The 14,831-nt window shown below is 74.1% G+C and carries 16 protein-coding genes; 15 read left to right on the top strand and 1 reads right to left on the bottom strand.

Going from position 1 to position 14,831, the window contains the following annotated elements; genetic code table 11:
* Window positions 1-10 precede the first annotated feature (10 nt).
* The 13 genes from M1P99_RS26410 (at window position 11) to M1P99_RS26350 (ending at window position 10,692) form a co-directional block, all read left to right on the top strand.
* On the top strand, window positions 11-544 hold the full coding sequence (locus M1P99_RS26410; protein ID WP_304455293.1) for a DeoR family transcriptional regulator: 534 nt from the start codon (window positions 11-13) through the stop codon (window positions 542-544).
* Window positions 545-1,057: 513 nt separating this feature from the next.
* Window positions 1,058-1,582: a hypothetical protein gene (locus M1P99_RS26405; RefSeq protein ID WP_304455292.1), complete on the top strand. Its 525-nt coding sequence runs from the start codon at window positions 1,058-1,060 to the stop codon at window positions 1,580-1,582.
* Window positions 1,576-2,424, top strand: coding sequence for a hypothetical protein (locus tag M1P99_RS26400; RefSeq protein ID WP_304455291.1), 849 nt, complete (start codon window positions 1,576-1,578; stop codon window positions 2,422-2,424). Before M1P99_RS26405 ends, M1P99_RS26400 begins: the two co-directional genes overlap by 7 nt.
* Window positions 2,425-2,447: 23 nt before the next feature.
* Window positions 2,448-3,122 (top strand): SAF domain-containing protein, encoded by a 675-nt coding sequence (locus tag M1P99_RS26395; protein ID WP_304455290.1) that lies wholly within the window; start codon window positions 2,448-2,450, stop codon window positions 3,120-3,122.
* On the top strand, window positions 3,122-3,868 hold the full coding sequence (locus M1P99_RS26390) for a hypothetical protein (protein WP_304455289.1): 747 nt from the start codon (window positions 3,122-3,124) through the stop codon (window positions 3,866-3,868). Before M1P99_RS26395 ends, M1P99_RS26390 begins: the two co-directional genes overlap by 1 nt.
* Window positions 3,865-5,235, top strand: a complete 1,371-nt coding sequence (locus M1P99_RS26385; RefSeq protein WP_304455288.1) for a CpaF family protein — start codon at window positions 3,865-3,867, stop codon at window positions 5,233-5,235. Before M1P99_RS26390 ends, M1P99_RS26385 begins: the two co-directional genes overlap by 4 nt.
* A 20-nt stretch (window positions 5,236-5,255) precedes the next feature.
* The gene (locus tag M1P99_RS26380) at window positions 5,256-6,098 is read left to right on the top strand and encodes a type II secretion system F family protein (protein WP_304455835.1); all 843 of its coding nucleotides are present in this window, start codon (window positions 5,256-5,258) and stop codon (window positions 6,096-6,098) included.
* Entirely contained in the window at window positions 6,095-6,994 is a 900-nt protein-coding gene (locus M1P99_RS26375; protein ID WP_304455287.1) for a type II secretion system F family protein, read from the top strand. Before M1P99_RS26380 ends, M1P99_RS26375 begins: the two co-directional genes overlap by 4 nt.
* Window positions 6,995-7,022: 28 nt before the next feature.
* Complete coding sequence (locus tag M1P99_RS26370; RefSeq protein WP_304455286.1) at window positions 7,023-7,196, top strand: hypothetical protein; 174 nt, start codon at window positions 7,023-7,025, stop codon at window positions 7,194-7,196.
* Between the two features lie 3 nt (window positions 7,197-7,199).
* Window positions 7,200-7,592 (top strand): TadE/TadG family type IV pilus assembly protein, encoded by a 393-nt coding sequence (locus tag M1P99_RS26365; RefSeq protein WP_304455285.1) that lies wholly within the window; start codon window positions 7,200-7,202, stop codon window positions 7,590-7,592.
* Window positions 7,589-8,008, top strand: a complete 420-nt coding sequence (locus M1P99_RS26360) for a TadE family protein (RefSeq protein WP_304455284.1) — start codon at window positions 7,589-7,591, stop codon at window positions 8,006-8,008. Before M1P99_RS26365 ends, M1P99_RS26360 begins: the two co-directional genes overlap by 4 nt.
* Window positions 8,005-8,409 carry a pilus assembly protein TadG-related protein gene (locus M1P99_RS26355; RefSeq protein WP_304455283.1) on the top strand — a complete coding sequence of 135 codons (405 nt, stop codon included), beginning with the start codon at window positions 8,005-8,007 and terminating at the stop codon, window positions 8,407-8,409. Before M1P99_RS26360 ends, M1P99_RS26355 begins: the two co-directional genes overlap by 4 nt.
* 18 nt (window positions 8,410-8,427) lie before the next feature.
* Complete coding sequence (locus M1P99_RS26350; protein WP_304455282.1) at window positions 8,428-10,692, top strand: OmpA family protein; 2,265 nt, start codon at window positions 8,428-8,430, stop codon at window positions 10,690-10,692.
* 15 nt (window positions 10,693-10,707) lie between these two features.
* Here the strand turns inward: M1P99_RS26350 and M1P99_RS26345 are convergent, their stop codons facing one another.
* On the bottom strand, window positions 10,708-11,631 hold the full coding sequence (locus M1P99_RS26345) for a LysR family transcriptional regulator (protein ID WP_304455281.1): 924 nt from the start codon (window positions 11,629-11,631) through the stop codon (window positions 10,708-10,710).
* Between the two features lie 71 nt (window positions 11,632-11,702).
* Here M1P99_RS26345 and M1P99_RS26340 point away from each other — a divergent pair, with 71 nt between their 5' ends.
* Window positions 11,703-12,758 (top strand): DMT family transporter, encoded by a 1,056-nt coding sequence (locus M1P99_RS26340; protein WP_304455280.1) that lies wholly within the window; start codon window positions 11,703-11,705, stop codon window positions 12,756-12,758.
* A gap of 186 nt (window positions 12,759-12,944) precedes the next feature.
* On the top strand, window positions 12,945-14,744 hold the full coding sequence (locus tag M1P99_RS26335) for a hypothetical protein (RefSeq protein WP_304455279.1): 1,800 nt from the start codon (window positions 12,945-12,947) through the stop codon (window positions 14,742-14,744).
* The last annotated feature ends 87 nt before the right edge of the window (window positions 14,745-14,831 follow it).

Raw genomic sequence — 14,831 nt, 5'->3', positions numbered from 1 at the left:
GGTGGGTGGCGTGGCTGCGGAGGAGGAGCGGATCGCTGCGGCCGCGCTGGCGGAGGTTCCCGCGGGTGGTGTGGTGGTGCTGGACGCGGGCACGGTGACCGAGCGTCTGGCCGCTCGTCTACCGGTCGGTCTGGGGTGCACGGTGGTCACCAATTCGGTGTCGGTGGCCTCGGTTCTGGCCGCGCGCACCGATATCGCCCTGCACCTGATCGGCGGGCGTTTGGACCGGCGGGCCGGGGCGGCCGTGGCCACGGGGCGGGAGGTGGCGGGCGTGGACGCCGATGTCGCCTTCGTCGTTCCCGCGGGTGTGTCCTTCGATCGCGGTCTGAGCAGCATCGACCCCGTCCAGGGGCGGAGTAAGAGGACTCTGATGGACGCGGCGCGCTCCGTTGTGGTCCTGGCCGGTCACGCCCGTGTCGACGATGACCGCATGACCCGCTTCGCCGCCCTCCACGAGGCCGACTGCCTCATCACCGGCACGGAACTGGACGCGGGATCGGCCGCACGCCTGGCCACGCGCGTCCAACGGCTGCTCCGGGTCTGAGCACCGGTTCGCGGGCGCCCTCCTGGCCTGGCGGGCGCCGAGGTCGCGGTGGTCTCGCGCCCCTCGCGGCATAGAGACATCGGATGATCCCCTGTGTTTCGCACCCCTCATGTGGTTTCGTGTGTGCTTGCGTGCGCGGTGGCCCGAGGGTAAAAGAGTCCGCGCATCTCTGTGAACAAAGGGTTTGACGAGGACGCAGGGGACTTGTTCAGGGTCAGACCCTGCTATAAAGTCAATCAAAACCAATGAAGACCACATGATCCACAAGGGGTGTGGTCGCAGGTGCGGACCGTTCCGAGGCCGTCCGCCGCTCTGCGGGCGAGGTCGGGCCGGACAGGACCGCTCCCGTCCGAGGGCCCGTTCCGCCCCACCCCCGCAGGAGCGGACGCCGACCCCGGCGCGGGGACACGGCCGGAACCGGTCGGCCTCGTCGGCCGTCCCCGCCACACCCCGCCCCCGCCCCGCCGCCCGAGACCACGGCGGCGGACCCCCACTGAACGGAGCGCGACCGTGATGAGATCCAGGGTCTCCACCGCCTCCCGAGGCGCAGCGGCCGCGGGGTGCCTCGTCGCACTGCTGCTGCCCACCGCGTGCGCGACCGCCGCCGAGGACGCCCCCGCGGTGCCCGAGCTGTCCCCGACCGCCTCGACCGGCCGGGCCGAGGACGAGGAGGCCGCCGCGCTCGCCGCCTACACGGGTATGTGGGAGGCGGTGGTCACCGCGTCCCACGACGGGGCCGACCGCTCCGCCGAACTCGAACGCCACGCGGTCGACGGCGCCCTCGCCCTCATGACGCAGGCGCTGGAGGACGCGCGCGAGGCCGGATCCGACATCTCCGGTGAGCCCGTCCTCGACCCCGAGGTGGTGGTCGAGTCCTCCGACAGCGCCCAGGTCACCGACTGCCTCGACGACTCCTCATGGCGCCTGTCCGCGCAGTCCGCACCCGCCGGACCGCGCCGAGTGGACGCCGGACTTGTACACGACGGACTCGCCTGGCGCGTGTCCGACCTTCGGATCTGGGAGCCGGGAACATGCTGAAACGGACAGGTACGGCCGCGGTCGCGGTCCTGGTGGGCGTTCTGGTCGCCCCGCCCCCCGCCGGCGCCGACCCGGGATCCTTCCTGGGCCAGGTCGAGTGCGGCAGTACCGGCGGCCCCGGGTGCGCGGTCCTGCTCCGCTGGTGGCAGACGCAGGGGGGCGGCCCTGGCACTCCCGGTTCCGGGGGAGCGGGGGGAACGGGTTCCGGGACGACCGAGCCCGGCCCCTACGACTCGGTCGACTGGAGCGCGATCGACTGGGAGAACGCGGTGGACTGGGACGCCGTGGACTGGGAAGCCATCGACTGGGACGCGGTCGACTACGACGGCGAGGGCGAACCGCCCACCGACCCCGTGACCCTCATCCAGGAGTCCATCGCCTCCTTCGACCTCCCCGCGCCGCGCATCAGCACCTCACCCGCCTCCGACGGCCTCGTGCTCGTCCACACCCCGGTGTGGCTGTGGGTCGAGGAGGAGGACTGGGCCGACGCGGTCGCCACGGCCGAGGTCCCAGGCTGGTCGCTGTCAATCACCGCGACCCCCTCCGGGACGCACTGGACCATGGGCGACGGTACGGAGATCGTCTGTGAGGGGCCCGGCACCCCTTACGACCCGGCCGTCCATGATCCCGAGGCCGAGTCGCCCGACTGCGGCCACGTCTACACCCGGGCCTCCAGCGGCCAGGACGACGGCGCCTACACCGTCACCGCGGCCATCAACTGGGAGGTCGCCTGGGAGTTCTCCAACGGAACGAACGGCACGCTCGACACCGCGGCGACGTCCTCCGAGGTCGCCGTGACGGTCGAGGAAGCACAAGGACTGGTCTCCGGCTCCGGCCGATGACCGTGGAAGGCACTGGAGACACGATGGTGGGCACAAGCACCGGCCCCACGAGCCGCACCCGACCGAGCCCGGCGCCGCCGGTGCGGCTCCTGGGCAGCGGCCCCCGGCGATGGCGCTGGCTGGTCCTGGGCCTGGCCCTGGCCACGACCGGCGCCCTGGCGGGCGTCACCGCCGTCGAAGGGCTCGACCAGCGCCAGGGCGTCCTGGTCGCCGAGGGCGACCTGCCCGCCGGACACGTGGTGGGCGCCGGCGACCTCAGGGTCGTCCGTATGACCGTGGCCGACGGGGTCTCCGTCATCGGGGAGCAGGAGCTGGAGCAGGTCATCGGCCGCCCGCTGACCGTCCCTGTGGCCGACGGCTCCGTGCTGCCCGGCACGGCGCTCGGCCCCGACGCGGCCTACCCCGCCGCCGAGGAGGCAGTGGTGGGCGCCGCGCTTCAGCCCGGGCGCTACCCCGCCTCCCTGCAGCCCGGATCGGCGGTCTCCGTCGTGGTGTTCGCCGAGGACGCCGGGGGCGAGGGCGCGGACGGCGGGTCCGAGGCCTACCCCGCCCGGGTCCAGAGCGTGGAGCCCTCCGCCACCGACGGCTCGGTGATCGTCGAACTCGCCGTCTCCGCCCTGGACGCCGCCCGGATCTCCGCCGCCGCCGCGACCGAGAGCGTCGCCGTCGTGCAGGTCCCGCCCAGGGGAGGCGCCTGATGTCCCGGACCGTGGCCCTGTTCTCGCTCGGCGGCGCGCCCGGTGTCACCCTGGCGGCCACGGCTCTGGCCGCCGTCTGGCCCGAGGAGTCCGGCGCCGTGCTGGTCGAGGCCGACGCCTCGGGCGGCGACGTCGGCGCCTGGCGCACGCTCCAGACCTCACCGGGTCTGACCGACCTCGCGGCCGCCCTGCGCCACGGCGCGGACGGCGGGTACCGCGCGGGCCCCGCCGAGCACGCCCAGACGCTCCCCGGGGGGCTCCCCGTCTGCCCCGCGCCGGCCTCGCCCGACCGCGCGGACGGTGCCGTCCGCCTGCTCGCCCAGAACACCGCCTCGCTCGCCGCCGCGCCCGGGGCGGTGACCGTCCTCGACCTCGGGCGGCTCGCCCCCCGCACCGCCACCGCCCACCTGGCCGCGCACGCCGACACCGCGCTCCTGTTGGCCCGGGACGACCTGGCCCAGCTGCGCCGGGTCCAGGAGTCCGCGGCCTACCTCTTCGAGCTCGTACCGGGGCTGCGGACCGTCATCACCGGCGGCCGGGGCTCCACCGCCGAGATCGCCGAGGCCGTGGGCGTACCCGTGTGGGGCCGGCTCCCCGAGGACCGCCGCAGCGCCGCCTTCCTCCGCGGCGAGAAGGGCCTGCGCCGCCCCGAGCGCCGCCCCCTCTTCCGCGCGGCGGCGTCGCTGTCCCACGCACTCGTCCACGACGCGGCGTCGCCGCGCGAGCACACGGAGGTCGCTGTATGAGCAGGATCGACGAGATGTTCGAGAAGCACCCCACCCAGCCCCTCGACCTCGACCCCGGCGCCGCCGAACGCGAGGACCAGTGGGTGGAGTGGACGGCCGCCGAGGCCACCCGCCGACTCAGCGAGCTGCTGCGCGAGAACGCCCAGATCGGTGCCGCCGACTACCGGCGCGAGGCCGAGCGCGTCATCGCCCGCATCCTCGACGAGGCCGCCAGCGAAGCCCTGTCCGCGGGCCGCCCCGTCCTGTCCCCGGCCGCCGAGGCGGGCATCTCCCGCCGCGCCATCGCCCAGGTCTGCGGCCTCGGCCCCCTCCAGCCGCTGCTCGACGACCCCGAGATCGAGAACATCAACGTCAACGGCTCCAGCGTGTGGGTCCGCTACGCCGACGGACGCCGCGAGCAGCGGCCGCCGCTGTTCGACGACCCGGAGAGCCTCATCGCCCTGGTCCGGCGTATCGCCGCCGAGTCGGCCACCGGCGAGCGCCGCTTCGACCCCGGCGCCCCGATCCTGGACATGCCGATGCCCGGAGGCGAGCGGCTCAACGCCGTCATGGAGGTCGCCCGCCAGCCGTCCGTGTCCATCCGCCGCCACCGCCACAGCCGCACCTCCCTGGAACGGCTGCGCAAGCTCGGTACCCTGGACCCCTTCCTGGTCCGGCTGCTGCGCGCCGCCGTGCTCGCCCGGCGCAACACGGTCATCACCGGCGGCACCGGCGCGGGCAAGACCACCCTGCTGCGCGCCCTGGCCTCGGAGATCCCCACCACCGAGCGGCTCGTCACCATCGAGGACGTCTTCGAGCTCGGGCTGGACCGCGACACCGACGCCCACCCCGACTGCGTCGCCCTCCAGGCCCGGCCCGCCAACATCGAGGGCGTCGGCGAGATCACCATCGCCGACCTCGTGCGCGCCGCCCTGCGCATGTCCCCCGACCGGGTCATCGTCGGCGAGACGCGCGGACAGGAGACCGTCCCCCTGCTCAACGCGATGAGCCAGGGCAACGACGGCAGCCTCACCACGCTGCACGCCGCCGACTCCTCGGGCGCCTTCACCAAGCTGGGCGCCTACGCCGCCCAGTCGGCCGAACGCCTGCCCCTGGAGGCCACCGCCTCCCTGGTGGCCGCGGCCGTCCACCTGGTCGTGCACGTCTCGGCCGTCCCGACCGGCGGCCGCAGGGTGACCAGCGTCCGCGAGGTCGTGGGCGCCGAGGGGCAGAACGTCGTCTCCAACGAGATCTACCGCCGGGCCCGCACGGGCGAGCGCCTGCCCGCGGCGCCGCCCAGCCCCGACACCCTGGACGCCCTGGTCGACGCCGGGTTCGACGCCGGACTGCTGCACACCGACGTCAGCATGGGGGGAGCGTTCACGTGACCGCGACCCTCCTCGTCGCCATGTGCGGCGCCTTCACCGGGGCCGGGGTGTGGATCGCCCTCGCCTCACTGTTCCCGCCCCGGAACGGAGTGCGCCCCGCGCGCCTGCGCGCCGCGCTGACCGACCGGCACCGGCCCGTCCGCCTCGCCGCCTCGGCGGGCGTCGGCGCCCTCGTCTGGTTCGTCACCGGATGGCCGGTCGCCGGGGTCCTGCTCGCGGCGGGGGCCTGGTGGGCGCCCGTCCTGCTCGGACCCGACCGGCACCACGAACGGCAGGTCGCCGGAATCGAGGCGGTCGCGGCGTGGACGGAGATGCTGCGCGACCTGATGGCCGGTGCCGCCGGACTGCACCAGGCCATCACCGCCACCATCCCCATCGCCCCCGAACCGGTGCGCGCCGACGTCGTCCGCCTCTCCGACGCGCTGCGCCAGGGAACACCGCCCCAGGCCGCGCTGCGGCGGTTCGCCGACGACGTCGACAACCCCACCGCCGACCTGGTCGCGGCGGCGCTGAGCAGCGCGACGTCACGGCATGCCACCGACCTGGGCGTTCTCCTGGGCAGCCTGGCCGAAGCCGCCCGCGAGCAGGCCGCGATGCTGGTGCGCGCGGCGGCCGGGCGTGCGCGCGTGCGCACCTCCACCCGCATCATCATCGCGGTGACCCTGGGGATGGCCGTGGTCATGCTGCTGTTCAGCCCCGACTACCTGGACCCCTTCGACGGCGTCGTCGGCCAGTCCGTGCTCGCCGTTATCGGCGCCCTGTGGGCCGTGGCACTGGCGTGGCTGGTCCGGCTCTCGCGGCCCAAGCTCGGCCCCCGCGTACTCTCCGCGGGCGCGCCCCGTGAGACGGAGGTGGCGGCGTGATCCCCGACTCGATCCTGTCGGCCGCCGCGGCCGGGGCCCTCGTCGGCCTGGGCCTGTGGCTGCTGCTGGCCGTGCGCTTCGCCGGCCCCACCCTCGCCGAGCGCCTCGCCGCCCGGCCGCCCGTCCCGACGGCTCCGATCCGCGACCGGAGCACCGGTCCGCTCGCGCGCCTGGGCGCGCTCGGTGTGCCGCTCCTGGCCGGGCTCGGTCTGCCCCGCACCCGCACACTGCGCGAGCTGGAGATCTGCGAACGCGACCCGGCGGCCTTTCTGGCCGAGAAGGCCACCGGAGCGCTCCTGGCCGTGACCGTGCCGCCCCTCCTGGGGTTGCTCCTCGGAGTGGCGGACGTGGCGCTGCCGACCGGCTACGCCGCTCTGGCATGGGGCGTGTTCGCGCTCGTGGTCTGGTTCGCACCCGACCTGGCCCTGCGGGACGAGGCGCGCAAGCGCCGCGAGCGCATGCGGCACACCCTGGCCGCGTTCGCCGACCTCGTCGTGGTCTCCCTCGCCGGCGGCGCGGGCGTCAACGGGGCCCTGACCGACGCCGGGTCCGCGGGTGACGGCTGGGCCATGGTCCGCATCCGCGAGGCCCTGCGCGACGCGGCACTGCGGCGCCGACCCCCCTGGACGGCGCTGCGCGACCTGGGCGAGCGCTACGACACCCCCGAGTTCGACGAACTCGCCGCGAGCCTGCAGCTCGCGGGTGCCGATGGCGCCCGCATCCGCTCCTCGCTCGCCGCCAAGGCCAAGACCCTGCGTACGCAGTTCCTCGCCGAACTCGACGCCGACGCCCAGTCCGACACCGAACGGATGAGCCTGCCCGTCGTCCTGCTCTTCGCCGGTTTCCTCGTCCTCCTCGGCTACCCCGCCCTCAGCCACGTCCTGTTCAGCCTCTGACACCGATCCGACCCCTGGGAGTCCCCCGATGAAGCGCATCACCTCCTACCTCCGCACCCGTCTCGGCCTTCCGCGCGACGACCACGGCTACTCCACCGAGACGGTCGTGGTGATCGCTCTGCTGGTGGTGATGGCCGCCACGGTGGTGGGCATCATCGCCAAGAACGTGGAGACCTACGCCAACAGCATCACCCTGGGCTGAGCGTTGGCCTCCCCCGACGACGACCAGGGCAGCGCGGAACTCGCGATCGCCACTCCGCTGCTCCTGCTCCTGATGCTCTTCGTCCTCCAGACGGCGCTGTGGATGCACGGCGACCACCTGGCCGCCGCCATCGCACGCCAGTCCGCCGAGGCCGCCCGCACCGCCGACGGAGCGGGCGGCCAGGCCGGTGCCGAGGCGGTCGCCGACGAGCTCGGCGGCTCGCTGCTGGTGGAGCGCACCGTCACCGTCGATCGCGGCGAGACCGAGGTCCGGGCCGTGGTGGAGGCGAGCGTCACCTCCCTCATCCCCGGACTGACCTGGCCGGTGCACCAGGAGCTGTCCGTGCCGGTGGAGCGCTTCGTGCCACCGGAGGCCCAGACAGGAGCACAGCCGTGAAGAAGCAGCGCTCGGACGACCGGGGCGCCGCGTCGGTGGAGCTGGCACTGCTCACCCCGATGCTGATCGCCTTCGCCCTGCTGATGATCCTCGCCGGGCGTGTGGTGGGCGCCGGCTCCATCGCCGACGAGGCCGCGCACGCCGCCGCGCGCGCGGCCTCGCTGGAGCGGTCCGTCCCGGCGGCCGAGGCCGGTGCGACGGACATCGCCGCTCGGAGCCTGGCCGCATCCGGGCTGATCTGCTCGGACCACATCCTGGCCCTGGACCACGGCGGCCTCCGGCCGGGCGGCACCGTGACGGCGGTGCTGGACTGCCGGGTCGGCCTGGACGACCTGTCCGGCCTCGGCGTGCCCGGCAGCGTCACGATCCAGGGCAGCTCGACCGTGGCCGTGGACACCTTCCGGGGGCAGCCGTGAGCGACATCCGGTCCGACGACGGCCAGGCGACGGCGTTCGTCATCGTCCTGGTCACCGCGTTCGTGTTCTGCCTCGGCCTGGTCTTCGACGGCGGCGGTCTGCTGCGCAGCCACACCCAGGCACTCGCGCTCTCCCAGGAGGCCGCGCGGGTGGGGACACAGCAGTTGGACTGGGCCGCCTATCGGGAGGGCGGGGACACGGTGCGGCTGGACCCCGCCGCCGCGGCCGCCGCCGCACAGGGCTTCCTCGCCGCCTCCGGTGCCACGGGCAGTGTCACCGTGGACGGCGACACCGTGACCGTGACGGCCCGGGTCCCCTACACCTTCACCCTGCTGCCCCTGGGCACCACCACGACCGAGTCCACCGCCAGCGCCCGCCCGTACACGCAGCCCACCCCCTAGACGTTCAGTGAGGCGGCCATGTCACGATTCCGCAAGCCGAGCGCGATCGCCCTCGCGTCGGCGGTCCTGCTCGGGATTCCCTACGTGCTCGTGTGGCACCTGTCGTGGCCGCAGCTCGACCTGTCGTGGTCGGGCACCCTGGTCCACCTGCGCGGCCTGCGGCTGCCGCCCGGACTGGGCACTGCGCTCCTGATCGTCGTGCTGTGGGCACTGTGGGGCCTGTACCTGGCGGGCCTCGTGGTCGAGGGTGCGGCGCGCGTGCGGGGCACTCCCGGCCTGTTCCGGCCGCTGGGCCCGTTGCAGGTCGTCGCGGCCACCGCCGTCGGCGCGAGCGTGGTCACGCCGACCTACGCGCTGGCCGACACCGTCACCGGTGAGGAGGCGCCCGGGCAGGGGGACAGCGCTCCAGCGTCCGCGCCGGACGCAGAGGAGGGGCCCCGCAGTGTCGAGCGCGAACGCGTCGTCGCGGGGTTCGCGACCGGGTCGGCGGACCTGACCGAGGGGATGAGCGCGGACCTGGCCCCGGTGGTGGAGCTCCTGCGCGAGTACGGCGACCCCGACGTGCCCGTCCTGGTCACCGGGCACACCGATCCGACGGGGGACGCCCAGACCAACCTGGAGCTCTCCGAGCGCAGGGCCCAGGCGGTCGCCGACCACCTCGCCGCCGAGCTCGGCGACGCCGCCCCGGAGACGACGGTCGAGGGGGCCGGCTCGCGTCAGCAGCGCGAGGGCGACCACGCGGACCAGCGCAGGGTCGAGCTCGTCTACACGGTCCGGACCGGGCCGCCGGAGCAGGCGCCCGCGAGCGCTGAGGAACCCGAGGACACGGCGGGGGAGGATGTCGCGGCGAACGGGGGCGACGCGACAGGGGACACGGAGGCCGAGGAGCAGGTCGCGCTCGCCTCCGCGTCGCAGCGGGACGGGGAGGAGGAGCCCGAACGCGTCATCGTGATGGAGGTGCCCGACCACGCGGTCACCGTCTCCGCGGCGTTCGCGGGGGTGCTCGGCGGCTACGTCCTGGCGCGGGGAGGCGTGCGCCTGCCCCGGGCGGTCCTGTCGCTGCCGCGTCGGCGGACGCAGCCCCTCGCCCTGCCGCCCGTCCCTCCCCGCCCCACGCCCCAGGACGAGATCGACGACCGTGTGAGCGTGGAACTGGGACACGTGCCCGGGATCGGCCTGACGGGCGCGGGCATGAAGGGCGCGGCCCGTCGACTGCTGGTCAACGCGCTCGTCGCCCCGGATTCTGGGGTTGCGCGCGTGCTGATCACCGAGGAGGACACCGGGTGGCTCATCGGTGATCAGGGTAGGGAGCTGCTCGGTGAGCGCCCCTGCCCGCCCGTGCGGATGGTCGACGGGATGGCGGAAGCGCTCGCGGTACTCCAGCGCGAGTTGCACCGGACCTCCGGAGAGGCGCTGCGCACGGACGAACGCGCTCCGCTGGTCCTCGTCGCACGGCCCGTCCCGGAACACGAGTCGGCCCTGTCCGCGCTGCTGCTGCACGGCCAGCACCGCGGCATCAGCGCGGTCCTGCTGGGCCGGTGGCCGCTCGGCGGGAGCTGTGTGATCGAGGAGGACGGCCTCATCACAGAGACGAGTACGCCGCTCGCCACGATCTTCCACCACTCCTGGCCGGGGAGCGACAGCGACGAGGTGCTGCGGGCGATCCGCGTTCACCGCGACCGGCCCGTGGCGGACGCACGGCCCGCGGCGGCGGCCGAACCCGCCCCGGAGCCCGCGCCGCGTCGGACGGCTGCCGAGGCGGTGGCCCTGTCCGGCTTCTGGGACACCCTGGCCGGGAATGACGACCCCGAACCGAACGCCTTCTGGGAGGGCGTTCCCGAACTCGGCGTGACCGAGGAGACCGCAGCCGGGCCCGATGGGGACGAGGTCATGACCGCTTCCGAAGCCGACGACCGGCCCGCCGAAGCCGGGCCGGGGAAGGAGGAGCCGGAGGGTCGGGTCGGGAAGCACGATCCCGACAAGGACGAGGCCCCGTCCGTGCCAGCGGAGGTGCCGACGGACACCGATCCTTCTCCGTGGCGTGAGTCGGCCGCAGAGGCCGTTGTGCAGGACGAGCCTGCCCCGACCGCGGGTCGGGGTACCGGTTCGCGGGCGTCCGCCTCTGCGGAGCGGTCGGCGGCCCAGGTGCGGGCCACGACGCAGGCCCAGACACAGGCGCAGGTCGCGGCGGCACCAGAGGAGGCCGCGGCCTCCAGGCCGCTGCCCGCCAAGCCGAGGAAGGCGGGCCGGGGCAGGACGTGGCGCCCCAAGGAGAAGACCTGACGCCGGTCTCGGGCGCTACTCCAGGTCCAGCGGAGGGACGTCGTCCAGGATGCCCGTCGCCGACTCGTGCAGGTAGCGGGCCACCAGGCGGACGGGGCGCCAGGCCCAGTTGCCGGTACGCCCGGCCAGGTAGACCTGGCGCACCCCGCCCACCTCGCCCAGGGGCGCGTGCGCCACACCGCGCCGCGTCTCCGCCGTGAGCCGGGGCACCACCCCCACGCCCGACCGGGCCGCGACCAGGTCCTCGAACAGCCGCAGGTTGTCGATGCGGTGCGCGATGCGCGGGATGAACCCGGCGTCGGCGCACATGCGCCGGATCAGCGCCTCCTCATCGCCCCGGAAGGGGCTGGCGATCCAGGACGCGTGCGCGAACTCGCGGAGCTTGCGCCGGGTCAGCGTGCGGCTGTCGCCGTCCCCGGAGGGCTGGGCCAGGAGGAGACCCTCAGTGCCCACTGGGTGAACGGACAGTGTTCCCGGAAAATCTCGGGGGAGAATACTGTACTGGTAGACGATCCCGAGATCGGCACCGCCGTCCTGCAGGAGCGCGAGCGCCTGGTCGGACTCGTGCTCGGTCAGACGGATGTCGATGCCCGGATGGTCCTGTCGCAGCCGGCGCAGCGCGGGCAGCACCACGGGGGCCGCGCTCGTGTACATGACCAGGTCGACGCGCCCGACGGGCTCGCCCTCGCCGTCGAACTCCGCGCGGGCCTCCTCCACCCGGGCGAGGATCGCCACGGCGTGCTCCGCCAGGCGCCGGCCGGCCGGGGTCAGCCGTACCCGCCGCCCGTCGGGGACGATGAGCGGAACGCGGGCCTCCTTCTCCAGGACGGCGAAGTGTTTGGAGACCGCCGACGTGCTCATCCCTGTGACCTCGGACACTGCCGCCATCGTGCCGAGCCGGTCGAGTTCGACGAGGAGGCGGAGGCGCGTGAAATCCATCCACTAAAACTACATGGTTCATCAACCAATGGTCCGTGGACAGAAACGAAGCGCATCGGTCCAATGGTGGGGTGATCCGCTCCCTGACTCCCTCGCTGCGCCGTGCCCCCGCCCGGGTTCCGGCGCCCATCATGCTGCTCATCGGCATGTTCACCCTGCACACCGGCAGCGCGCTGGCCGTCACCGCCTTCGCCCACGCCAGCCCCGCCACGGTCACGTGGCTGCGTCTCTCCTGGGCCGCGCTGCTCCTCCTGGCCCTGGGCGGGCCCTCGCTGTGGCGGGCGGTGCGCGCCGCGAGCCGACGTGAGCTGGGAGCCGTGGTGATCCTGGGCACAGCGAGCGCGGGGATGATGCTGTTCTATTCCGAGGCGACGGCGCGGATCGAACTCGGCACCGCCACCTCCATCGAGTTCCTCGGCACGCTCGTGGTGGCCGTCGCCGCGATGCGGCGCCGCCGCGAACTCGTGTGGATCCTGGCCGCCGTGGTCGGCGTGGTCTGCCTGACCCGCCCCTGGCTGGGCGAACTCGACCTCGTGGGCGTCGGCTTCGCCCTGGCGGGCGCGGTGTGCGTGGTCGCCTACATCGTCCTCACCCAGAAGGTGGGCGCCGGGTTCTCGGCCGTCCACGGCCTGGCCCTGACGATGACCGTCGGAGCCCTCGTCTCCGCGCCCCTGGGCGCCCCCGCCGCGTTCGCCGCACCCGACCTGGACCTGATCCTGTTCACCCTGGGCATCGCCCTGCTCTTCCCCATGGTGCCGTTCCTGCTGGAGATGATGGCGCTGCAGCGGATGGGCCGGACCGCCTACAGCACGTTCTCCAGCATGGAGCCGGGGGTCAGCCTGATCATGGGCCTGGTCGTCATCGGCCAGTCGCCCGCCCTGGTGCAGGTCGCCGGGATGGCGCTGGTGGTGGTCGCGGGCGTGGGCACCACACGCGGCGACAGCGCCCGCCCGGCCGTGTCGGAGGACCCCGGCCCCGACAAGCGGGGGACCGGGGAACCCGGCTCCCACGCCCGCGCCCCGGAGCGGGCCCCGGTCGCCGTCGGCGACCGCGACGCCCTCGGCGAAGCGCGGTGCTCGGACGCGGCGCTCGAAGGCGGTACGTCCCTGGCGGGTCAGCGCCAGTGACGTCCGGGCGCGGCCCACACGGGGGCGGCCGGGAGACCGCTGCGGCCTCGCTCCACCGCCCGATCCCCGCCCCCGTCCGGATCTTCGCGTGCGGCCCCCGCCGCCCGGGGGCGACCGACGCCACCGTCCCGACCCGCGCCCGAGCGGCCCGAACCCGCCTCCGTATGCACTAGCTTGGTGCGAATCATGGCCGCGAAATCTGACCTCGAACTCCTGCGCGCCCACGAACCCGTGCTCATGTGCACGAAGGGGGAGCTCTTCTTCCCCGCCGACGTGGACGCCTACGTACGCAACTGCAGTCTGTGGATCGAGGAGGGCGGCGGAGAGCGCGTCATCGTCCCCGCCGGAGAACTCACCCTCGACCGTCTGGCCGGTGCGGAGGAGGAGTGGCCGCACCGGCACAAGCACCTGCGCTTCGTCCAGGAGGAGACGCTGCGCGAGGAGGCACGGCGCTTCAAGGGCATGTCCCGCTCGGTCATCCCCAAGAGCGGCCGGCTGGCCGCCGTCGGCGTCCTGGGCCGCGTCCTGGACATCCTCATGAAGATCTCGCTGCTCATCCGCGGCGCGGTGCCCGGCGGCGTCACCTTCGCGGCGGTGACCCGCTACCGGGAGCGCGTGGACAGCGGCGGCGCCACCTACTACGGCCGGGTCACCCGCGAGGGCGGCTACCTCGTCCTCCAGTACTGGTTCTTCTACGCCATGAACGACTGGCGGACCATCTACGGCGGCGTCAACGACCACGAGGCCGACTGGGAACGCGTCACCGTCTACGCCGTGGAGAACCCCGACGGCTCCACCCGGCCCGTGTGGGTCGGCGCGTCCTCGCACGAATACCAGGGGGACGACCTGCGCCGCTCCTGGGAGGACCCGGACCTGCGCAGACAGGGTTCCCACCCCGTCGTCTACGTCGGCGCCGGATCGCACTCCCACCAGATGCTGCCCGGCGACTACCTCATCCAGGTCGACCCCGCCGTCCTGCGCGGCCTGGTGCGCGCGTGGCGCCGCCTGAGCCAGCGCATCTTCCGCGCCGACAGCGCCATCCTCCGACACGGCATCGGCGTGCCCTTCGTCGACTACGCCCGCGGCGACGGCGAACGCCTGGGCCCGGGCGGCGACCGGGAGTGGCACGCCGTCCTCATCGACGACGACACCCCCTGGCTGCGCGGCTTCCGCGGCCTGTGGGGGCGCGACACCCGCGACTTCTTCGACGGCGAGCGCGCTCCGAGCGGCCCCCGCTACGAGCGCGACGGCAGCATCCGCCGCTCCTGGGCCGACCCGCTGGCCTGGGTCGGTCTGCAGAAGGTCGCGCCCACCGAGGCCGCCGCCCGCGCCGAGCTGCGCTCCCACGTGCAGGGCCTGGACGATCGCATCCGCGAACTCGACGCCGAGGTCGTCAGCCGCCGTGACCGCCTGCGCCGACTCGACGCCGCCCGGATGGTCCTGGAGCGCGAGCCCCAGTCACGTACCCGGGCCCGCGAGCACTCCGAGCGCATCGACGTCCTGGAGACCGAACTCGCGCAGGTCTACGAGGAGCGCGTGCTGGCCGCCGACGAACGCGACACCCACCTGCGCGCACTGGCCTCGGACGCGCCGATGGTGCCCCCGCCCACCGCGCACCTGCGCGCACCGCACCTGCCCTACGCCTCGGGCGCGCAGCGCTCCACGCGCTTCCTGCACCTGTGGGTGGCCCTGAGCACCCCGCTGCTGCTGGTCTCCCTGGCGCTGCCCCTGTTCCTGCTGGACCGGGCGTTCACGCTGTACGCCATGCTCGGCGTCGTCGTGGCCTTCGCGTGCGTCGACTCCATCGCCCGGCGCAGGTTCCTGCAGTTCCTCACCGGGTTGGCCGTGCTCGCGGTGGTGGTGGGCCTCATCGTCGGCGTGGTGGCCGCCTTCATCGCCGACTGGCGCATCGCGATCTCCGTCCCGATCGCCGTCGTCGTCGTGGTCCTGTTCGTGGTCAACGTCCGCGACCTCATCCGGCGCTGACCGGGGCCCGGGCCCGGCGTTCTCGGCCGTGCCGGGCCCGCGCCGCCCCGGGCCCGCCGACCCGCGGTGGCGCCGACGGCCCGCGCG

Origin of the sequence: Nocardiopsis sp. YSL2 (genome assembly GCF_030555055.1) — a bacterium.
Lineage (GTDB): Bacteria > Actinomycetota > Actinomycetes > Streptosporangiales > Streptosporangiaceae > Nocardiopsis.
Note: the sequence above shows the minus strand (reverse complement) of the source record. Positions and strands in the feature narration are given on the sequence as shown.